The following is a 21,042-nucleotide window of genomic DNA, read 5'->3' as shown; positions in this document are numbered from 1 at the left end:
CGGCACGGCGAAGCCCCGAAGGATGGACCTTTAACAGATCATGCGAGCACAATTCGTTCTCTCCGAGACGTGGATCGGCCTACGTCGCAACCTGACGATGACCATCGCGGTCATCACGACCGTGGCCATCTCCCTCGCCTTGTTCGGTGCCGGTCTGCTGGTCAACCAGCAGGTCTCCGAGATGCGCAACTACTGGGACCAGCGGATCACGCTGACCATCTACATGTGCAACGACATCTCACCGACCGCGGCCTGCCAGGAGAACGGCGCGGCGACCGAGGAGGATCGCGAGGCCCTCGAGGCGCAGCTGACGTCGCTGTCCGAGGTCGAGGACTTCCGGTACCTCACCGCCGCCGAGGCCTGGGCCGACTTCCAGGAGCGCATCGGCTCCTCCAACGAGGCCCTCGCGGAGGCCGCGCAGGAGGGTGACATCCCGGAGAACTACCGGGTGCAGCTCACCAACCCCGACAACTACGACACCGTGCGCGCGGCCGTCGACGGGGCCGCGGGTGTCGACTCCGTCTCCAACGACCAGCGCGTCCTCGAACAGTTCTTCGGGCTGCTCGACGGTCTCAAGTGGGCCGCCCTGGTGGTCGCCGGTGTGCAGCTGGCCGCCGCCGCGCTGCTGATCGGCAACACCATCCGGCTGTCGGCCTACAGCCGCCGCCGGGAGACCGGCATCATGCGCCTGGTCGGTGCCTCGAACTTCTACATCCAGCTGCCCTTCCTCCTGGAAGGCGCCATCGCCGGTCTCATCGGTGGTGTCATCGCGTCCGGGTTCATCGTGGCCACGAGGTACACGCTGCTCACCCAGATCGAGGAGTGGTTCCAGTTCGACGTGGCCCTGGGCACGGGCTCGCTGCTGTACGTCATCGGAGTCTCGATGATCCTCGGTGTGCTCCTGTGCACCGTGACCTCGTTCCTCACCCTGCGCCGCTACCTGAAGGTCTGACGGGTCACCGCCGGAATCAGGCGGGCGCCGGGTACCGGGGGGCCACACGACGTGGCCCCCCGGACGCATGAAGGGAGACAACCGTGGCCAAGGAAACCGGGCGGAAACTGATCGCCCAGAACCGCCGCGCCCGGCACGAGTACCACCTCGACGAGACCTACGAGGCGGGGCTGGTCCTGACCGGCACCGAGGTGAAGTCCCTGAGAGAGGGACGCGCCTCCCTGGTGGACGGCTTCGCGCACATCCACGACGGTGAGGTGTGGCTGGAGGCCGTGCACATTCCCGAGTACTCACAGGGCACCTGGACCAACCACTCGGCCCGCAGATCACGTAAGCTACTCCTGCACCGCGAGCAGATCTCCCGGCTGATCGGCAAGACCCGGGAGCCCGGGCGCACGCTGATCCCGCTCTCCCTGTACTTCAGTGACGGGCGGGCCAAGGTGGAGATCGCTCTGGCTCGCGGTAAGCGTGAGTACGACAAGCGCCATGCCATCGCCGAACGCGAAGCCAAGCGTGACATGGAGCGCGCGCTTCGCCGTCGGCGTTGAGCTGTCCCACATGAGGCGCCTGAAAGGAACACACAAGGTGTCCCCCCGTCCCCTCGGCCGCAGGATCGCGGCCGCCAGCAGTGGCCTGATCGTCGCCCTGAGTCTCGCGGCGTGCACGACCCACCCCAGTCCCGAGGTGGCAGTCAGGTCCTTCCTGCTCGCCTGGCAGGACGGGAACCACGCCGAGGCCGCCCGCTACACCACCGGTGACCCGGAGGAGGTCGAGCGGGCGCTGACCGACGTCCACGACCAGCTCGACCTCGCCTCCATCCGGTTCGACCTCGGCCGGATCTCCACGGAGGGCGGGTCCGCGAGCGCCGAGTTCGGTGCCACCGCGGACCTCGGCATCGGTGACCCGGTGTGGAACTACACCGGGCGGATGTCGCTGACCAACGGCCCCACCGGCTGGGTCATCGACTGGTCCCCCAGCGTCATCCACCCCGACCTCTCCGAGGGCGAGCGCCTCGCCGTCAGCTACGAGATCAAGGACCGGGGCCAGATCCTCGACCGGTCCGGCGAACCCCTGGTCTCCGCCGACAGCGTCACCGCCTTCGGCGTGCTGCCCGCCGACATGGAGGACAAGGAGGCGGGCGTCACCGAGCTCGCGGAGCTCCTCGACGAGGACCCCGACCCGCTGCTCAACCGCGTGCGCTCCGCCCCGCCCGAGCAGTTCCAGCCGCTGGTGCTCATGCGCGACGCGGACGACGCCCTCCTGAACGAGGCCCGGAGCATCACCGGCGTCGACACCCAGGAGGTCGAGGTCAACCTGTCCCCGACCGTGGCCCCGTCCGTCCTCGGAGAGGTCGCGGGCACGTCGGAGCACCGCGTCTCCTCCCGTGTCGCGGGCGCCTACCAGGCGGGCGACACCGTGGGCCTGAGCGGCCTCCAGAACATCTTCCAGCAGGAGCTGGCCGGCACCGCCACCACGCAGGTGGTCAGCCTGGGCGAGAACGGCGACCAGACCGACGTCCTGGAGTCCTGGGAGGGCGTGCTCAGCGGCGGCGTCGAGACCACCCTGGACCTGGCCACCCAGCACGCCGCCGAGAACGCGCTGGAGGCGCTGCCCGGCGACGGCTACCTCGTGGCGGTGGACACCACCAACGGCGAGGTCCTCGCGGCGGCCAACGCCTCCGGCAGCACGGCTGACGACGCCGCCTTCACCGGCTCCTACGCCCCCGGCGGCACCTTCACCATGGTGTCGGCCCTGGCGGCCCTGGAGTCCGGCGCCGCCACGGCGGACAGCGCCATGCCGTGCGGGTACCAGTCCGAGGTGGGGGACCAGGTGTTCACCAACCCCAGCAACGGCTTCCTCGCGGAGAACCCCACACTGGTCCGCAACATGACCTACATGTGCACCGTCGGCTTCGTCGACATCGCGCCCGAGGTCGGCGCCGACACGCTCACCGAGGTGTCCGCGCGGCTCGGTCTGGGTGCCGACTGGCAGCTGCCGCTGCCCGCCTCCCCGGGCACCGTGGACATCGCGGACGGCGACGCGGAACTGGCGTCGGCCATGATCGGTGACCACGGGGTCCAGGTCAGCCCGCTCTCCATGGCCCTGGCCGCCGGGGCCGTCGCGGACGGTTCCTGGCACGGCCCGACCCTCGTCCGGGAGGAGGGGCCCAGCCCGGCCAACGCCAACGAGCTGGACGAGGCCCATCTGGAGGTGGTGCGGGAGGGGCTGCGCGACGCGGTCACCCTCCGGATCCCCGAGGTGAACGTCGGTGAGGAGCAGGTGTACGGTCAGGCGGCCCGCGCCGAGCAGGACGGTACCGCGCTGCACTGGTTCGTGGGCTACCAGGGGGACGTCGCCTTCGCGGTGCTCGCCGAGATCGACCCGCAGATGAGCCAGTACCAGCAGTACGCCGTCACCTCCGCGACCAGCTTCCTCAACGGTCTGGCCACCGGTGCCGTCCCCGGGAGCGAGGGCGTTCCCGGGGCCGAGGGGCTTCCCGGCGAGGAGTCCGCGCCGCCGGAGGGCCTCGGCGTCGAGGGCGAGGCGGGAGCCGACCTCGCCGGCCAGTGAGAAACGGCCGGTGAGAACACGGATTCAGGACGCCGCCGGAGCAACCCACGGGTGCTCCGGCGGCGTCTTTCCGTGTGACTGGTGTCGCGCCAGGGGGAGCGGACCAGTGTGAGAGGCAGGACCTCGTCTCGGGGGAGGCCCTGTCGCCTTTCCAGGGCGGCCCCACCCAGGCCGACCGCCCCCGTGAGCCGCGTGGACCGCTCTGGAGTCCGCCTCACGGGGGTTTCTCCCTGCCCGGGGCAATCCCCCGCCGTCGCGGGGAATCAGCTTGGTTCCCACACCGTTCAACAGGTAGAGTGACGATCACGCGAGTGCTCGTTCACTCGCTTGTCGGCCGCCCGGAACCCTCGGGTGACAGGTGGTCTTGACAACTTCACAGGGGGTGATCGGTTTCGACTTTGGTAGCCGTTCCAGGGGAAGCGGGTCGAGGGTTGTGTTTGTGACCTCGTTAATCCTGCATTCGCGTAAATTCAAGTGCCAATTCCAAGCGCACTGAGTTCGCTCTCGCTGCCTAAGCGATAGCGACTCTGTCGGCCCGGGCTCGTCATCGGCTCGGGATCCGGCACCATTCAGATGACTCACCGCTCAGATCAGGCCACGGGGCCTGAGCGGGACATTTTCGTGGCTGGGCCCGTCAGCGATGTGTCTGTACAAGCGCTGGGGCCGAGTAGAACGACACTACAGACTGCACCCGGAGAAGCCCTGGCTCGATGCTGAAGGACGCGGGTTCGATTCCCGCCACCTCCACTTGTCTCGAAGGCGACCCTGCTCGCGCGTGAACGCGCTCGCGGGGTCGCCTTCGTCGTTTCTTCGGGGGGACGACCCCCCGGACCCCCCGATGTGCACTCGCTGGCGCTCGCGCCCAACGCGCCCCGTGGTGTGGGGGCCTCCGGCCTCCTCCCTGTGGGGCGCGTCGTCGTGTCCGGGGTGGTGCGGAAGGTGCCTGTGTGCGCCCTGGGGGTGTGCGGCCCGAGAGTGCCCGTCGTGGAGCCCGCTTCCGCCCTGGAGTCCGTATGACTACATAGGTTGTTATCCTAACTAGATTGCTCTACGGTCTAGGTAGATCAACCGACGGCGCACCGGTCCGGGCGCCCCCACGCCAGTGAAGGAGAACGGATGGACCGTCGATCGAGCTGGTTGAAGGGGGTCCTGGACCTGCTGGTCCTGGCCGGGCTCACGGAGGGCGAGAGCTACGGCTACGCCCTGGCGGCCCGGCTGGACGAGGCCGGGTTCGGCCGGATCAAGGGCGGGACCCTGTATCCGGTGCTGAACCGGCTGGAGGAGGCGGGCCTCGTCGTCGCGGAGTTCCGTGCGGCGGAGAAGGGGCCGGGGCGGCGCTACTACCACCTGACCGACCAGGGCCGCGCGGTCCTGGCCGAACAGGGCGCCGCGTGGCTGGAGTTCGACGCATCGGTGCGTGAGGTACTGAGGAAGGGCGGCATCGGATGAGCTACATGGACGAACTGGAGACCCTGCTGCGGGCCCGTGGCGTCACCGAGGAGCGGACCCGGGAGACGGTGGACGACCTCGCGGCCTTCGTCGCCGAGAGCGGTGTGGAGCCGGAGGAGGAGTTCGGTCCCGTCGCGGAGTTCGCGGACGACCTCGCGGGAGAGGACGCCGAGGCCGGGCCCGAGGCCCTGGTGTGGGGCGCGGACTCCTTCGTGGCCCAGGGGCGGATGAACGAGCTGGGCGCCCAGGGCTGGGAGATCGTCCGGCTGGACCGTCAGGGCCGGTTCGTGAGCCACCGGGACGAGCCCCCGCAGGCCTGGGAGTACCGGCAGGAGTCGGCGCTGGGCCGTGGCGAGCGGGAGCGGATGGCGCGGCGCCTGGCCCCGGAGGGCTGGGAGCCGTGCGGGCACTACCTGACCCACGCCTACTTCAAGCGGGCTCGGGCGGCCGTGGTCGGGCCGGAGGCGGTGCTGGAGGAGCGCCCCGAACCCACGGGGAGGCGCTTCTTCTGGGGCGTGCCGGGCGTGGCCGTGACCGTGTTCTTCCTGGCGGTGCTGGTGGTCTCGCTGGTCAGCCTGGGAAGGACCCTGTGGGAGGGCGACGCCGCCGACCGGGTGGCGACCCTGCTGGGCGCGGTGGTGGGCGGCGCGGTGGGTCTGGCGGCCATGCTCGTCGTGGTCTGGCTCGCCTTCAAGCTGCTGGCGAGGATCAGGAACCGCTGACCGCGCGGTCAGCGGACTTCGGTCAGTGAACCGAAGTGGTTTCGGGTGTCCCGCACGAGGGAGGCGAGCAGGGTCTCCGTGAGGGGCTTCCCCAGTTGGACCGCGCTGTCCAGGCCCTTCCACGGGGCGAAGGCGAACGACCACACGAGCTTGCTGCCGACGTCGAAGGGCAGCACGTGGTAGTCCTCCGCGAAGGCGCTGAACACGGGGAGGGTGGCCTCGGTGGCGTGGAACGACTTGCGCCGTCCGGCCTCGTCCCAGCGGAAGAACTCCTCCCGGATCCGGTAGGTGCCGAGCACGCTGGCCTCGCGGGTGGTGCCCACGCCGTAGGGCGCCTCGGAGGTGTGGAGCACCTCGGGCAGGGCCCGGCACCAGGACAGCGGCCGGGCCGAGGTGAGGCCCGCCCAGACCTCGTCGGGCGAGGCCGCGAGTTCGAGGCCCACCCGCCAGCGCATGGGCGCGGTCTCGAAGAAGGTCTCGTCGACGGGGTCGAGCCCGTAGCGGAAGGCGGTCACGGGAGGTCCTTTGCGTCCGGGGTCACCTCTGGCGAAGGTACCAAGCCCTCGGAAAACGCCTGACGGGGGCGGTACCCGTCGGCATCGCCCCCGTCGGTCGTCGCCTACTCCTTGGTGGCCCCGACGAGCCACGCCACCTTGTGGGCGGTCAGCGACACACTGCCGCTGTTGCCCAGGTGGACCCCGAACGAGGCGATGAACGCGAAGTCGTGCTCGCGGCGTTCGCAGATCACGTCCTCGACCGCGTAGACCGAGACGGGGTTGCGCACCCGCAGGCACAGGTCGGGTTCGTCCATCACCTCCGCCTGGACCTCGTAGCGGGTCAGCTCGCCTGCGAGCTTGCCGAGGTGTTCGCGTTCCTCGGAGGGCACGCGGGTCGGCTGCTGGTCGTTGGCCTGTCTCGACTGAGCCATGGTGGTTCCTTTCGTGTCAGGCACGGTGCTTTCCTCGACGCCCTGTCCGCAATTGTCGCTCAGGGTCAAGTTACTCATCCGTACCGTGCTCACGACACGCCGTTAGAACACCGAAGTGTCCGAAATCCAGCCGCCACGGTACATCACCGAGGAGACCGTGAGGTCGTCGTCCAGGACGAGGAGGTCGGCGTGGCCCCCGACCTCGATCCGGCCCGTGTCGGCCAGGCCCAGGGCGGCGGCGGGGACGGAGGAGGCCGACCGGATCGCGTCCGCCGCGGGCACGCCCAGGGCCGTCGCGTTGCGGACCGCCTGGGGGAGGACGATGGTGCTGGAGGCGATCGCCCCGTTCTCCACCAGGCGGGCCTCGCCGTCCTCGACCCGGACCCGCAGGTCGCCCAGGGTGTACTCGCCGTCGCCCAGACCGGTCGCGGACATCGCGTCGGTCACCAGCGAGACGCGCTCGGCCCCGGCCGCGTCGAACACCAGCCCGGCCGCGCCCGGGTGGACGTGCACGTTGTCCAGGATCAGCTCCACCGTCACCCGCTCGTCGCCCAGGACCGCGGCGATGGGCCCCGGGTCGCGGTGGTTCAACGGCCGCATCGCGTTGTAGACGTGCGTGGCCACGGTGGCCCCCGCGTCGATCGCGGCGAGGGTCTGCTCGTAGCTGGCCTCGGTGTGACCCACCGCCGCGACCACGTCGGAGGAGCGCGCGGCACCGATCAGGTCGAGTGCGCCCGGCAGTTCGGGCGCCACCGTGATCATGCGGACGTGGCCGCGGCCCGCCTCGACCCACGCGTCGAACTCCTTGGTGTCGGGGTCGCGCAGCAGCTCGGGGTCGTGCGCCCCGCACTTGGAGCGCGCGATGAAGGGCCCCTCCAGGTAGATTCCGGCCAGCTCGCCCTCCTCGCACAGGTCGGCCAGCGCGGAGACCTGGCGCAGCGTGTTCTCGGGTGTGGCCGCGACCAGCCCGCCGACCAGGGAGGTCACCCCGGACCGGCGGTTGAAGGCGACGATCTCCCGCACGCCCTCCGGGTCGGCCTCGGGGAACGCGTGCCCCGCCCCGCCGTGGACGTGCGTGTCGACCAGTCCGGGCGCGACCAGTCGTCCGCCGACGTCGTGCCGTTCTCCCGGGCCGGGGTCGCCCGTGCCGAGCTCGGCGACTCGACCGTTCTCGATCCGGATCCAGCCGTCGTGGGTGCGGTCGGCCGTGATGACGCGCGCGCCGGTGAGGGTGAGGGGTGTCTGGGCCATGTCTGGGCCTTCCCTGTCTCTGGGGGGTACCGCCGTGGGGCGGGGTGTCGGTTCGTGTGTCGTAAGTTACATTTCCGTGAACGCGCGGTTCGCCGGTGGTCGTGCGCCCCCTCCGGGCCGTCGCGTATCCCCAGCGGAGCAGGGTGATCCCGCTCCCTGGGACGGTTGTCCGCGAGGTGGACCGGCCCACGCGGAGCCCGACACCCCCAAGGAGGGGTGGCGGCACGCATTGACGATAGCGGCCGCCGCGCCTCATGATGGAGACATGTCCGCCGGTGAGCTGCTTGTCCAGCGCCTGCATGTCGATCTTCGACAGCAGGCGAGCGCGCTCTGTCGTAGCTAGCGCCCCGCGGGGCCCCGCCCCGCCACGGTTCTGACCCGTGCCCCCGTGCCCTTACGCAGACACCGGACGCTCATGACTCCCACCTGGGTCCCGGACCATCTCTCCCGGTCCGTGTGAGCACCCCCGACTGGACCACCGCACACGAGTCCCGGACGACGAGGTCCCACTCGGTCGAGGTCCACGAGGAACAGCGGTTCCCCTCCGGTGTCTTCCGATCACCGCCCCCCGCGTTCCTTCCGGTCGATCCGGCTCGCTCTGACCGAACCCAGGAGTTCTCCGCCATGACTCGCTTCACTGTGCTAGTCGCCGCTCCCCAGACCCACTCCTCCGTGCACACCGCCGCGCTGCGCGCCGCCGCCGAGGTCGCCACCCGCGCCGGGGTCACCTCGACTCCCGAGGTCATCGACCTGGCCGCGCTCGGCCAGGACCTGCTGGCCGAGTCCGCCGACTCGGTGACCGAGGCCCTGGAGAGGGTGAGCCGGAGCGACGTGCTCCTGGTGGCCTCGCCCCAGGTCCACGGCACCTACACGGGGCTGCTCAAGGTCTTCCTGGACCGACTGCCCGAACTCGGCCTGGGCCACACCGTCGCGGTGCCGCTGGCGGTCGTCGACGACCTGCGCAACAGCCACGGGATCGAGGAGGACCTGCGCATCCTCCTGGCCGACCTGGGCGCCTGGGTGGCCGAGCCGGGCCTCATCCTGGCCTCGGACGAGACCCACAGCCCCGAGAGCGTCGTGCGCGCCTGGGCCGACGTGGCCGCTCCCGGCCTGCGCCAGGCCGTCTCCGTCGCCGCCTAGCGAACGTCCGTGGTCCGGGTGGGGTCGGCCCCGCCCGGATCCCGTGTCCCGGTGGGGGTCGGTTCGCCGCGCAGCCGGCTGGTGTCGGCCTCGGCCTGGGCCACGTTGCCCCGGACCAGGACCACCACGACCAGGGTCAGCGCGAACCCGCCGACCCGCAGCGCCAGCGTGAGCGGGTCCTCGGGCAGCTGCTCACCGAAGAGCAGCGTGCCGACCACGACCACGAAGACGTTGCCGACCACGTTCGACACCGGCGCCGTGATGGAGGCCCGGGAGCGCTGGAGCGAGGTCTGGAAGAGCACGATCCCCACCGCCCAGCCCAGCGCGTACAGGTAGGGGAAGGGTGAGAGCAGGGCGGGCACGATCGCGGACAGGAAGCCGTTGTCGGCCAGCAGACCGCCCAGCCCCTTGCCCTGGAGCCCGGCACTGCCCTGCGCGAGCCCGGCCGCGGCGCCCATGGCGGCCGCCGACACGTACCGGCCCCGGCCGCCCACGAACCCCATCACGGCCACGCACGCCACGACGGTGACCACGCTGACGGCCACCAGCAGCGGGGTGTTCGCCGTGGTCCCGGTCTCGGCCCCGTCCACGGTCGACAGGCTGAGCAGGCCGAGGGCGACCGGCATGACGCCGAGCGCCACGTACTCGCCCCGGGTGATCCGCTCGCCCCCGACCAGGGTGACGATCAGCAGGGTGGTGGCCACACCGGCGGCGAAGGCGGGTTGGGCCACGGACACGGGGGCCAGACCCAGGGAGACGATCAGGCCCACGCTGCCCAGGGCGGCGAAGACGCATCCGAACACCCACCTCGGGTTACCCAGCAGTACCCTGGCGAGGTGGAGGGGCCGGTTGATCGAGATCGACTCGGAGCCGTGCAGCGCCCGCTGTTCCACGGTCAGGCCGATCGTGTAGACCAGCGCGGAGAGCAGCGCGACCAGGAGTCCGATCACGGTGGGGGCCTTTCGGCTCGGTGCCGCTGGACCAGGCTGGGCCAGAAGGTTGACGGCATCCATATAACCAGTTCTAGTCTTGTCTGGCGAGTGACTACCCCCTGGTGGGCTGACGAGGGGGGTCGTCGCTCCGGTGCTGAACAGGAACCTGTAGCTATCGCGGCGGCGAGAGATGGGGCACGGTGCAGGACCCGGGCGAGGACGCCATCCCCGAGCAGCGCGACCCCGACGGACGGGCGCCCCGCGCCGACGACGACGCCCCCGCCCAGGCCGGTCGGAACCGCTGGTCGTGGCGCCTTCCGTACCGGCTGACCGCCGACTACTGGCGTGACCGCGACTGGCGCGACCTCGTGGTCTGGCGCCGCCCCGGCTCCCGGTTCGAGCCGGGCCCGCTCGGCCTGCTCGGCGTCATGCTCTCGGCCATGGCCGTCACCATGCTGCTCCTCCAGACCGGTTCGGGCGGGCTCGACGGGGGGCGGGACGCCGCCGACGACGCCCCCGTTCCGGTGCCCGGACCGCCCGACGGCGAACTGCGGATCATGATGGTGGGCGACGCCGCCACCCAGGGGAGCAGCGGGGACCACACCTGGCGCTACCACCTGTGGTCCCACCTGTCCCAGCAGGACGTGGAGTTCGACTTCGTCGGCCCCAGCGACGACATGTACTCCCTCGACTCCGAGGAACCCGGCGACCTCAACTACGCCGAACCCGACTTCGACACCGACCACGCGGCGCGCTGGGGCGCCACCGCGCGGGAGCTGTCCTCCGACATCGCGCAGGTCGCCGCGGAGCACGACCCCCAGTACCTGTTGCTGCTCGCCGGGACCGAGGACATCCTCGCCGGGGGCGGGGCGGACCAGGCACTCGACGGCGTCGCGGAGACCGTCTCCACGGTGCGCGTGGTGCTGGACGACGCCCGCTTCGTGGTGGGCGAGCTCCCCGACGTGGACGGCACCGACGACGACCGCCGGATCAACGACGAGATCGCCCGCTTCAACATGGGGCTGGTCGACCTCGCCGGTCAGCTCACCTCGGCCACCTCGCCCGTGGTCGTCGCGCAGGTCGCCAGGGAGTACGCGCCGGCCTTCGACAACTGGGACGCCACCCACCCCAACGTGCGCGGGGAACTCAAGATCGCCGCCGCCTTCGCGGACGCGCTGGCCGCGCCGTTGGGTGTGGGGGACGGGTTCCCGCGCCCCCTGCCCGAGCTCTCCGCCGGTCCGCTGACCGCGCCCGAGCCCGAGTACGAGGAGACCGACGACGGGCTGCTGCTGAGCTGGAAGAACGTGCCGGGGGCCACCGACTACCGCGTGGTGCAGCGCCGGGTGGAACCGGACCCCGACGACGCCGGGGTGATCCCCGCCGACGTCGAGAGCGCCGATGACGACCGGTTCGTGTTGGTCGGATCGCTCTTCAGCGGTGCCCGGTACGAGTTCGTCGTGCGTCCGCTCAAGGGCCGCGACGAGGGCACCGAGTCCGAACCCCTCCAGCTGGTGTGGGACGACGACCCCCCGCCCGCACCCTCCTGGGTCCGCGTGCACGACGGCGGGTCCCTCGTGACGTGGGAGGACGTGGCCGAGGCCGGGCACTACGAGGTGTGGCTCCGGCAGCTGGAGTGCGTTCCGGACCGGCGGGCCGCCACCGGTGACCGCCGCGTGTTCACCACCCCGCGCGACCTGACCGGCCCCCGTCCGGGGAACCCGGCCACCGACGACCAGGAGGTCCCCGGCGGCACGGAACCGGGGGTCGAGGAGCCGGGCCCGACCCCCACCCTGCGCCCGGAACCGCCCCGTGTCGACCCCGAACCCGCCCCCGAACCCTCCGTCCCGGCGGCCCCCGCACCCCGCGAGTCCTGCGCTCCCCTCGACGGGCGGGGTCCCGGATCCGGCGACGGCTGGCGCTCCCTCGGCTCCGTCGGTGAGAGGCCGCGCTGGGCGGCGTCGGTGTCCGGTCCCCACGAGATCGTGGTCCGCAGCCACCGGGACCACGTGGAGGGCGGCTACTCCGGCAGCGTCGTCCTCTCGGAGCACTGATGCGGACCGCTGCGCGTGTGGCGGTCGGAGCGCTGCCCTGGCTGGTGGGCCTGCTCGCCGGGGCGCTCGCGCTGGGGCCCGCCCTCGGCCCGGGGTACGTGCTCCGGTACGACATGCTCTTCGTCCCCGGACTCTCGCTGCCCACGGTGCTGGCGGGCGCGGACGGCTTCCCGAGGGCGATCCCGAGCGACGCTGTGGTCGCCGCCCTCTCCCTCGTGCTTCCCGGGGACGCGGTGCAGACGCTGGCCCTGCTGGCGGTGTTCATGGTCGGGGGCGCGGGCGCCTTCCGGCTCCTGGTCCGCCTGGCGCCCGGGGCGTCCGCCGGTGGCGGGCGCGTGCTGGGCGCCGGGGCCGCCGGTGTCCTGTACGTGTGGAACCCGTTCGTGGCGGAGCGGCTGCTGCTGGGGCAGTGGGCGGTGCTCCTGGGGTACGCGGGTCTGCCGTGGGTCCTGTGGGCGGTGGTGCGGTTGGCGTCGGACCGGACGGGGCTGGCCGGGGTGGTCCGCGCACTGGTCCCGGCGGCCGTCGGGGGGTTCTCCTCGGTGGTGCTGAGCGCGCTCACCGCCGGTCCCCAGGCTCTGGTCGGCCCGCGCCGTCTGCGGAACGCGGGCCTGTTCGCCCTGGCTCTGGTCCTGGTGTCGCTGCCGTGGCTGCTGCCGTCCCTGACCAGCGGCGCCGCGACGGACCCCGCGGGGGTGGAGGCCTTCGCGGCGCGCTCGGACACGCCCTTCGGCACGGTGGGGTCGCTGCTCCTGCTGGGCGGGGTGTGGAACGCGGGGGCGGTGCCGCCCGGCTACGGCGAACCGGTGACCGCCACGGCCCGGGCGCTGGTGTGCGCGCTCTCCCTGGCGGGCTGGGTCTGGTGGCTGTGGCGGGCCCGCCCGGTGGTGGGGGTCGGGCTGTCGGTGTCGGCGGCGGTCGGGTTCGGGATCGCGCTCCTCGGGGTCTCCGCTCCGGGCCGGGAGTTCCTGGCCGCGCTGATCGGACTGTGGCCCGGGTTCGGTCCGCTCCGTGACGGCCAGCTGTACCTGGCGCCGCTCTCCCTGGTGCAGGCGCTGGGAGCGGGCGCCGTGGTGCTGTGGCTGCTGCGTGTCCTGCCCGCCCATGAGGGGGCGGGCCGGGATCGAGCGGGGGCCACCGGGGAGGGGGAACGCCCCGGGGGCTCCCCGGTCCCGTTGTGGCGGGTGGTGACGGCGGTACTGGTGGTGCTGGCGCCCGTGGTGGTGTTGCCAGGACTGCTGTGGGGGGCCGGGGGACGGCTGACACCGGTGGAGTATCCGAGGGAGTGGGTGGCGGCCCAGGAGGTGGTGGCGGCCGACGACCGCCCGGGGGCGGTGCTGGTCCTGCCCTGGAGCGCCTACCGGGGACCGGAGTGGTCGGGTACGCCCGTGGTCGTGCTCGACCCGGCGACGAAGCTGTTCGACCGCCGCACGATCTGGAATGACGACCTCAGCGTCGGCACGGCCGACGGGGGCCGGGTCGTGGTGACCGGCGAGGACGCCCGAGCCCGGGAGGTCGCGCGCCTGCTCGAACCCGATCCCGCGACCGGCCTGCCCGGGGAGCGGTGGCGCTCCGATCCCGACGCCCTGGCGGAGCTCCTCGGTGCCCTCGGGGTCCGCTTCGTGGTCGTCTCGGCGCCGGTCGAGAACCGGTTCTGGTCTGGGGCGGAGTTCCTTTCCCCGGTGGTCGAAGGTGCCGATCTGGCTCTTCTGGAAGTGGATGACCAGCACATCAATGCGGACAAAGACCCGCGATCGGGGTTGGAAGTTACCAGTGGGTTAGTTACAGTTGGGGCAATCATCTGGTCTATGGCTAGATCAGGTTCTAGTCTCGGGTTCCAGCGTCCCCAACCAAGAACGGAGCGGGGCGCGCGGAAGGAGATCCCCAAGTGATCAAGGTAATCGCCGCCTGCGTGATCGGCGCGGCTCTGGCGGGGGGTGCCACCGTGGTGGCCACCAACCTCGCCACCGAGTCCACGGCGACCGCGGAACCGGTGAACGAAACCCTCTACAACTACGGCGACCGCTAGACGTCCGTACTTGCCGAGGCAGGCGGGCGCCCCGCCGCCAGTGGGGCGCCCGCCCCGCCCCCACGGTCGCACCCCTCGTGACCGACCATCCCCAATGACGCCCGGTCGACGGGCCCCTTCGGCGTGCGCTCGACGCTTCCCCCGAGTGCTCGCCCAGCGTGCGCACGCGTGTTCTCCGAGTGCGCGCCAGGGTCCGCCGGGCACCGCGCGGAAGGAGAGCGTGTGGTCTTCCAGAAGGTCCCAGCCCGGGTGGAGCCCGACCTCCCCACGGTCACCCCCGCCCAGGCCACCGTTCCCTCCCCGGCCGTGGCCCCCGAGTCCGCCACGACCTCCGCGCGGGTCGAACCCGACGACCCCGGGACCGACCCCGGCCCCCGCCTCGACGGCGTCCGGATCGTCATGATCAACTGGCGCGACCCCTGGCAGTCCACCGCCGGCGGCGCCGAGGAGTACGCCTGGCGGATCAGCCGCCACCTGGCCGAACGCGGCGCCATCGTCACCTTCCTGACCAGCCGCGAACCCCACCAGGCCCGGGTCGAGACCAAGGACGGCATCGTTATCCGTCGCATGGGCGGCCGGTTCACCGTCTACCCGCGCGTCATGGCCTGGCTCGCCCTGTGGAGACGCGAGTACCACCTCGCCTTCGACTGCATGAACGGCGTCCCGTTCTTCTCCCGGCTGGTCCTGCGCCGCCGCACCAGGGTGGTCAGCGTGGTCCACCACGTCCACGACCTCCAGTTCAACGCCTACTTCCCGGCGCCGCTGGCCTGGCTGGGGCGGTTCCTGGAGTCGGCCGTGGCCTCCCGCGTCTACCGGAACTGCACCACCGTCACCGTCTCCGAGTCCTCCCGCGCCGCCATGCGCGACAAGCTCGGCTGGCGGGCGCCCATCGAGATCGTCCACAACGGCGGCCTGCCCGCGGCCCCGCCCGGAACGGACACCGCCCCGCCCCCGCTCACCGCCGACACCGCCCCCGCGCTCGTCAGCCTGGGCCGCCTCGTCGTGCAGAAGCGGGTCTCCCGCGTCGTCGACCTCGTGCGCGCGCTCGACGGCGCCCACCCCGGCCTGCGCGTCCACATCATCGGCAGGGGGCCCGAGGGCGAACACCTCGCGACGCAGGTGGCGCGGGACGGCCTCCAGGAGCGCGTGGACCTGCACGGATTCCTCTCCGAGGAGGACAAGGACACCGTCCTGGCCTCCTGCCACCTGCACGTGACCGCCTCCGAGTTCGAGGGGTGGGGCCTCACCGTCATCGAGGCCGCACGGCTCGGCGTGCCCACCGTGGCCTACGATGTGGACGGACTTCGCGATTCGGTCCGCGACGGCGAGACCGGATGGCTCGTCCGCGAGGGCCAGACCCTCCAGGACGTCGTCTCCCGTGCCCTGGCGGAACTGTCCGACCCCCGGCGCTCCGAGGAGGTGCGGCGGGCCTGCCGCGCCTGGGCGTCCCGGTTCACCTGGGAGGCCAGCGGGGCCCGCATGACCCGCCTGGTCGCCGCCGAACTCGGTCTGGACGCCCCCGCCCGCACCGCCCCCGGCACCCCCGACCCCACAGCAGGCAAGAAAGCGAAGATGTGACTTCGGCGGAATCCACCGCCAGGCGCGAACCGGAGGATTCCAGAACACCGACCGCCCCGGGCGGAGTGGACGAGCGGCTGCTGGCGCGGCTCAAGGTCCTCGCGGTGTGTCTGCTCCTGGGAGCACTGGCTGCGAGCATCGACCCCGGCAGGATCGTCAGCGACACCAAGATCGACCTGACGGTCAACCCCCTGGGGTTCATGGAGCGCGCCCTGCACCTGTGGGACGCCGCGTACTTCGGCCAGCTCCAGAACCAGGCCTACGGGTACTTCTTCCCCAACGGCCCCTTCCACCTGCTGTTCGACGTGCTCGGCATGCCCGAGTGGCTCATCCAGCGCCTGTGGATGGCCGTGCTGCTCATCGCCGCGTTCGTGGGGGTGTACAAGGTCGCGGAGGCCCTGGGCCTGGGCACCGTCAACACCCGCATCATCGCCGGTGTGGCCTACGCGCTCGCCCCGCGCGTGCTCACCCTGCTCTCGTACAACTCGGCCGAGCTCCAGCCCATGCTGCTCATGCCGTGGATCCTGCTGCCGCTCGTCCTGGGCGCCCGGCACGGCTACCCGCCCGCGCGCATGGCGCTGCTCTCCGGGCTGGCCTTCCTCCTGTGCGGCGGCACCAACGCCGCCTCCGAACTGGCGGTCCTGGTCGTCCCCGGCCTCTACCTGCTGACCCGGGCGGGCGGGCCGCGCAAGTGGCGGCTGATCCTGTGGTGGTCGGGCGCGCTCGTCCTCGCGTCGTTCTGGTACATAGTCCCGCTGCTCATCATGTCGCGGTACGTGTACTCGTTCATGCCCTACACGGAGGACGCCGCCGTCACCACGGGGATCACGTCCCTGTTCAACGCCCTGCGCGGCACCTCCAACTGGATGGGCTTCCTGCCCGACATGGGCAACACCGCCCTGCCCTCGGGCGCGGAGCTCTCCCTGACCCCCTGGCTGGTCGCGGTCACCGCGCTGGTCGCCGGGCTGGGCCTGGCGGGGCTGATCAACCGGCGCACGCCCGAACGCCTCTTCCTCATCAGCTGCCTGCTGGTGGGCACCGCGATCGTCGTCGCCGGGTACACCGGTGCCCTCACCGGCCCCTTCGCTCCGACCATGCGCGAGCTGTTCGACGGCGCCCTCGCGCCCTTCCGCAACGTCCACAAGTTCGACGCGCTCATCCGCCTGCCGATCGTCCTGGGCCTCGCCCACCTGCCGGTCGTGGTCGCCCGCGACTGGGCCGATCGTCGTGGCGTCGGCGACCCCGGGGCCGTCGCCCGGGTCCGCAGGACCGTGGCCGGGGCCAGCGCCGCCGTCTTCCTCGTCACGCTCGCCCCCATCGCGACCGTCGGCATCGCCCCCAAAGGCGGGTTCGAGGAGATCCCGGACTACTGGTACGAGGCCGTGGAGTGGCTGGAGGACCGGGGCGACGAGCGCGGCATGACCATGGCGCTGCCCGGGTCCGCGCGCGGTGAGTACGAGTGGGGCCGCCCGCTCGACGAACCCGTGCAGCCGCTGCTCTCCGGTGCCTGGACCAACCACCAGATCATCCCGTGGGGCTCCTCCGGCATCTCGCGGATCAACCACGAGATCGACCAGCGGGTCTCCTCGGGGCGGGGGTCCGAGGGGCTCGCGGACACCTTCGCCCGGCTGGGCGTCACCCACCTGATCGTCCGCAACGACCTCCAGCGGGTGGGAAACAACGGCGGCTGGCCCGCCCGTGTCCACCAGTCGCTCCAGAACTCCCCGGGCATCAGTGAGGCCGCCGAGTTCGGGCCGGTGATCGGCTCGGTCGACCACTCGTCCGCCTCCCAGTGGTTCGACCAGCCGTACCCGTCCCTCACCGTCTACGAGGTGGAGGACGCCGCGCCCACGGTCGGCACCGTGCCTTCGGGCGACGCGCTCAGGGTCACCGGCGGCCCGGAGTCCGTCCTCCACCTGGCCGAGCAGGGCATGGTCAACGACGACCGCCCGATCCTGATCGGGGACGACCCCGGCGCGGACGCCGTCGCCGCCGAGGACACGATCGTCACCGACACCGTCCGGCGCCGCGAGGTCGTCTACTCCGACGTGCGCCGCAACGTCTCCGCCACCCTGACCGAGGACCAGGAGCTGGAGCGCGACGTCCCCGCGCCCGACATCATGGACCCCGCCTGGGAGGAGTACGTCTCCCACGCCGAGGACCTGGGCGTGGCCGGGGTGACCGCGTCGAGCTCCGAGGCCGGGGTGGAGTCCCGGGCCAGCGACCGCGACCCGGGGCACGCCCCCCACGCGGCCCTGGACGCCGACCTCGGCACCGCCTGGCGCTCCAGCGCGTTCGCGGGAGCCATCGGCCAGTGGATCGAGGTCGAGTTCGAGGAGCCCCGGGACCTCAGCGGTCTGAGCGTGGCCTTCGAGCAGCTGTCCGGAGAGCCGCCGCCCTCGCGGGTCACCCTCGTCACCGACGAGGGGCGCACCGAGGCGGCCGTGGCCGCCACCGACGAGCCCCAGGAGCTGGCCGCCCCGCCGGGACCCACCACCACGCTGCGGGTGCGGATCGACGAACTGGCCTGGGAACCGGAGTACCGCTTCGGCACCCGGGTCGGGATCTCCATGATCTCCCTGCCCGGTCTGGAGGCCACCCGCACCCTGCGGGTGCCCGGGCCCGCCGACGCCGGATCCCACCTCTTCACCGGGTCGACGGGCACCGCCCCCGGCTGCATGGAGGGGTCGCACGTGTGGGTGTGCAACCCGCGCCTGGAGGTGAGCGGTGAGGACTCCAGCAGGCTCGACCGCACCTTCGAACTCTCCGAGGAGGCCGCGGCCGGACCGCACTCCATCTCCGGCGAAGTGGTGCTCACCGACCCCCGGGAGGCGGAGAACGCCGCCAACCGCGCCGACGGGTACCCCCGGGTGACCGGCTCCTCCACGGCCGTCGGCCACCCCGCCGCCATGGGCCGGGGCGCGCTCGACGACGACGAGACCACCGTCTGGTACCCCGACCCGGAGGAGAAGGCCCCCTGGCTCGACGTCGAGCTGGGCGAGCCGACCTCGATCGACCACATGAGGGTCGAGTTTCCCCGCGCCGACAGCGTGATGCGGCCGATCCGCGTCACCGTGGAGGGAGGCGGCACCGTCCGTGAGGGATGGCTGGACGGCAGCGGTCGCGTCGACTTCGCGGAACTGACCGCCTCGTCCCTCCGGGTGACCTTCGAGCGCCCCGAGGGGCAGGCCCTGGAGATCGGCACGGTCGACCTCCCCGGGGTCCCCGCCGTGGACCCGCTCCCCGAAGGCGACGCGTCCACCACCTGCGGTCTGGGCCCGACCCTGCGCGTCAACGACCGGCGCGTGGAGACGAGGATCAGCGACGGCACCCTCGCGGACCAGCTCACCGGACGTCCGTTGCGCTACGAGACGTGCACCGACCTCGACCTCACCGAGGGCGAGAACCGGATCGTGGTCGACCCGGGCAACCGCTACCAGGTGCGCTCGGCACTCGTCGGGACCGGAGACGGCCCCGGCACCGCCGGAGGGACGCCCGAGGTCCGCATGGCCGAGGTCGACACCGTGCACTCCTGGGGGCCGGGGGAGCGCCGCTTCGACGTGGACGTCGACGAGGACAGCCTCCTGGTGGTCAACGAGAACTTCAACGAGGGCTGGGAGGCCCGGATCGACGGCGGCGACGGTCCGCTCGAACCGGTGCGGCTGGAGGGCTGGAAACAGGCCTGGGTGCTTCCCGAGGCGAGCTCGGGCACCGTCACCCTCACCTACACCCCCGACGCCGTGTACCACCGTGTGCTGGTGGCGGGCGGGGCCCTGGCCGCCCTTCTCGTCGTGCTGGCGCTGTGGCCGCGCCGCTGGCTGCCGGGCGGGAGGCGGCTCACGGCCGAGCCCCCGCGCGGTGCGCGCGCCCTGCCCGGCACCGGTCCCGGATGGCTGCCCCGGCGCGTGGTGCTGCCGCTGGGCCTGGCCTACGGGGTGTGGATCGCGGGCTGGGCCGGTGCGGCCGCGGTCGGCGTGATCCTGCTGACCCTGTGGTGGCTGGCCCGTCGGGCCCCCAGGCGACTGCGCCACGCGAAGCCCGGGCGACCGTCCCTGGGCGGCCGGGCCCTGCCCCACCTGGCGGGTCCGTGGGTGGTCACGGTGTCGTTGGCCCTAGCCGGACTGGCCATGGCCTCGGGGACCCACCTCGTGGTGAACATGCCCTTCCACGACATCACCGAGACCCTCGGCACGGCGCTGCGCGGCTGGGTACCGCAGGTCCTGTGCCTGCCCGCGATGGCCCGTCTCGTCCTCGCACTGGGACAGCGCGGAGCCGAGCACGATCCCCCCTCGGGCACCCCGGAGGAGGGCGCCGAGGGGGCCACGGCCGACGCCGACGGCGAGCGCCGGGAGACCGCACCGTCCGAGAACGGATCCGGGCCGAGCCACGGAACCGTACGCCTGCCCGAGGCCGGTCACGACGTCGAGGAGGTGCGCGGGTGAGGATCCCGACGCGGACGGCCCAGGAGCCTGGACGGAGCCTGCCCCGGGGCACGGTCCTGGTGGCGGCCGGTGCGTTCCTGCTGACCCTGGCCCTGCTCCTGCCGCTGTACGTGCACGACCGGGTCGCCCCGCACCCGGCCGACGCCTCCCTCGGCCTGCGCATGGTCGACGACGACGCCCGTTTCCTGGACACCGCGACCTGGACCCTGGCGGAGGGGGTCGACCTCGAACGGGACACCCGGGTGGAGGCCTCCGCGCACGGCGCCGACTGGTCGGCCTGGGAGATGACGGTGAACACCACCTCCTCGGAGCGGGTGCTCGACCACTGGAGCCGTCGGGTGATCGTGGACCGGGAGACCGGCCGGGCCGTGAACTGCTGCGGTGAGCACGTCGACGGAGACCGCGCGGTGCGCCAGGCCGGGCTGGTCCTGTACTGGCCGCCGGGGGCGCCCGAAGGGGACCACTCCTTCTACGACGCCGAGGTGCGCTCGGCGCCCTCGGTCGTGTTCGAGGAGGACGACGAGGTCGCCGGGGTGGCGGTGCGCCGCTACACACAGACCGTGGACGCCACCCAGGTCCCCGACTCCGCGCGGGACGTACCGGCCGCGTTGTTCGACCCAGACGCCGAGGGCACGGTCAGCGTGAACCGGTGGCTCACGGCGGAGCGGACCTTCTGGGTCGAGCCGACCACCGGCATCCTGGTGAACCTGGAGGAGAGCAGGTCCGAGACCCTGCGCCCGCAGAACGGCTCGGGCGAGGTGGAACTGCTCGACGCCGAGCTGGCGCTGGCGGAGGGACAGGTCTCCGGGTACGCCGAGCAGGCCCGGGTGCGGTCGCTGCTGCTGCGCGGACTCGACCTCTGGGCCCCCTGGACCCTGGGCCCGGTCGGTGCGGTCGCGGTCCTGGCCGGGCTGCTCGGTGCCTGGCGTGCCCGGCCCCCCGAGCAACCGGGGGAGCGTGCGCGGGAGGACGCCGGAACCGCCTGACCGCGCGGGGG

Annotated in this window: 16 protein-coding genes and 1 other RNA gene; 13 read left to right on the top strand and 4 right to left on the bottom strand. The window is 72.2% G+C overall.

The features are described 5' to 3' along the window. The first annotated feature begins 40 nt into the window (after positions 1-40). The 6 genes from ftsX (at position 41) to ACFW3L_RS21630 (ending at position 5,694) form a co-directional block, all read left to right on the top strand. Positions 41-952: a permease-like cell division protein FtsX gene (ftsX, locus tag ACFW3L_RS21655; RefSeq protein WP_378743265.1), complete on the top strand. Its 912-nt coding sequence runs from the start codon at positions 41-43 to the stop codon at positions 950-952. A gap of 83 nt (positions 953-1,035) precedes the next feature. Beyond that, positions 1,036-1,500, top strand: a complete 465-nt coding sequence (smpB, locus tag ACFW3L_RS21650; RefSeq protein WP_378743263.1) for an SsrA-binding protein SmpB — start codon at positions 1,036-1,038, stop codon at positions 1,498-1,500. 37 nt (positions 1,501-1,537) lie between these two features. After that, positions 1,538-3,523 carry a penicillin-binding transpeptidase domain-containing protein gene (locus tag ACFW3L_RS21645; RefSeq protein ID WP_378743261.1) on the top strand — a complete coding sequence of 662 codons (1,986 nt, stop codon included), beginning with the start codon at positions 1,538-1,540 and terminating at the stop codon, positions 3,521-3,523. A gap of 378 nt (positions 3,524-3,901) precedes the next feature. Then, positions 3,902-4,273, top strand: a transfer-messenger RNA (tmRNA) gene (gene ssrA, locus ACFW3L_RS21640). Between the two features lie 366 nt (positions 4,274-4,639). Then, positions 4,640-4,972, top strand: a complete 333-nt coding sequence (locus tag ACFW3L_RS21635) for a PadR family transcriptional regulator (protein WP_378743259.1) — start codon at positions 4,640-4,642, stop codon at positions 4,970-4,972. Further along, entirely contained in the window at positions 4,969-5,694 is a 726-nt protein-coding gene (locus ACFW3L_RS21630; RefSeq protein ID WP_378743257.1) for a DUF2812 domain-containing protein, read from the top strand. The genes ACFW3L_RS21635 and ACFW3L_RS21630 overlap by 4 nt, the downstream gene beginning before the upstream one ends. Positions 5,695-5,702: 8 nt before the next feature. Here the strand turns inward: ACFW3L_RS21630 and ACFW3L_RS21625 are convergent, their stop codons facing one another. From ACFW3L_RS21625 to nagA, 3 genes are all read right to left on the bottom strand, one after another. Beyond that, positions 5,703-6,209, bottom strand: coding sequence for an SRPBCC family protein (locus tag ACFW3L_RS21625; RefSeq protein WP_378743255.1), 507 nt, complete (start codon positions 6,207-6,209; stop codon positions 5,703-5,705). A 104-nt stretch (positions 6,210-6,313) separates the two neighbouring features. Beyond that, positions 6,314-6,622 carry a hypothetical protein gene (locus ACFW3L_RS21620; protein WP_378743253.1) on the bottom strand — a complete coding sequence of 103 codons (309 nt, stop codon included), beginning with the start codon at positions 6,620-6,622 and terminating at the stop codon, positions 6,314-6,316. Positions 6,623-6,724: 102 nt separating this feature from the next. Further along, entirely contained in the window at positions 6,725-7,873 is a 1,149-nt protein-coding gene (gene nagA, locus ACFW3L_RS21615; protein ID WP_378743251.1) for an N-acetylglucosamine-6-phosphate deacetylase, read from the bottom strand. A gap of 624 nt (positions 7,874-8,497) precedes the next feature. Here nagA and ACFW3L_RS21610 point away from each other — a divergent pair. Further along, complete coding sequence (locus ACFW3L_RS21610) at positions 8,498-9,013, top strand: NADPH-dependent FMN reductase (protein WP_378743249.1); 516 nt, start codon at positions 8,498-8,500, stop codon at positions 9,011-9,013. On the opposite strand, the gene ACFW3L_RS21605 is transcribed toward ACFW3L_RS21610, so the two are convergent. Next, entirely contained in the window at positions 9,010-9,963 is a 954-nt protein-coding gene (locus ACFW3L_RS21605; protein WP_378743247.1) for a hypothetical protein, read from the bottom strand. The genes ACFW3L_RS21610 and ACFW3L_RS21605 overlap by 4 nt on opposite strands. A 182-nt stretch (positions 9,964-10,145) precedes the next feature. On the opposite strand from ACFW3L_RS21605, the gene ACFW3L_RS21600 reads away from it, so the two are divergent. The 6 genes from ACFW3L_RS21600 (at position 10,146) to ACFW3L_RS21575 (ending at position 21,031) form a co-directional block, all read left to right on the top strand. Then, positions 10,146-11,996 (top strand): SGNH/GDSL hydrolase family protein, encoded by a 1,851-nt coding sequence (locus tag ACFW3L_RS21600; RefSeq protein ID WP_378743245.1) that lies wholly within the window; start codon positions 10,146-10,148, stop codon positions 11,994-11,996. Then, complete coding sequence (locus ACFW3L_RS21595) at positions 11,996-13,888, top strand: hypothetical protein (RefSeq protein ID WP_378743243.1); 1,893 nt, start codon at positions 11,996-11,998, stop codon at positions 13,886-13,888. Before ACFW3L_RS21600 ends, ACFW3L_RS21595 begins: the two co-directional genes overlap by 1 nt. Further along, a complete protein-coding gene (locus ACFW3L_RS21590; protein WP_017542507.1) occupies positions 13,885-14,025 on the top strand; it encodes a hypothetical protein in 141 nt (46 codons plus the stop codon). Before ACFW3L_RS21595 ends, ACFW3L_RS21590 begins: the two co-directional genes overlap by 4 nt. A 222-nt stretch (positions 14,026-14,247) precedes the next feature. Continuing rightward, on the top strand, positions 14,248-15,603 hold the full coding sequence (locus tag ACFW3L_RS21585) for a glycosyltransferase family 4 protein (protein ID WP_378743241.1): 1,356 nt from the start codon (positions 14,248-14,250) through the stop codon (positions 15,601-15,603). Then, positions 15,600-20,045 carry an alpha-(1->3)-arabinofuranosyltransferase gene (locus ACFW3L_RS21580; protein ID WP_378743239.1) on the top strand — a complete coding sequence of 1,482 codons (4,446 nt, stop codon included), beginning with the start codon at positions 15,600-15,602 and terminating at the stop codon, positions 20,043-20,045. Before ACFW3L_RS21585 ends, ACFW3L_RS21580 begins: the two co-directional genes overlap by 4 nt. Further along, positions 20,042-21,031, top strand: a complete 990-nt coding sequence (locus tag ACFW3L_RS21575; protein ID WP_378743237.1) for a DUF3068 domain-containing protein — start codon at positions 20,042-20,044, stop codon at positions 21,029-21,031. Before ACFW3L_RS21580 ends, ACFW3L_RS21575 begins: the two co-directional genes overlap by 4 nt. Positions 21,032-21,042 lie beyond the last annotated feature (11 nt).

The sequence above is a fragment of the Nocardiopsis sp. NPDC058789 genome, from assembly GCF_042745575.1.
GTDB classification, from domain to species: Bacteria; Actinomycetota; Actinomycetes; order Streptosporangiales; family Streptosporangiaceae; genus Nocardiopsis; species Nocardiopsis eucommiae.
The sequence above is the reverse complement of the archived record's forward strand: the minus strand, read 5'-3'. Positions and strand labels throughout refer to the sequence as shown.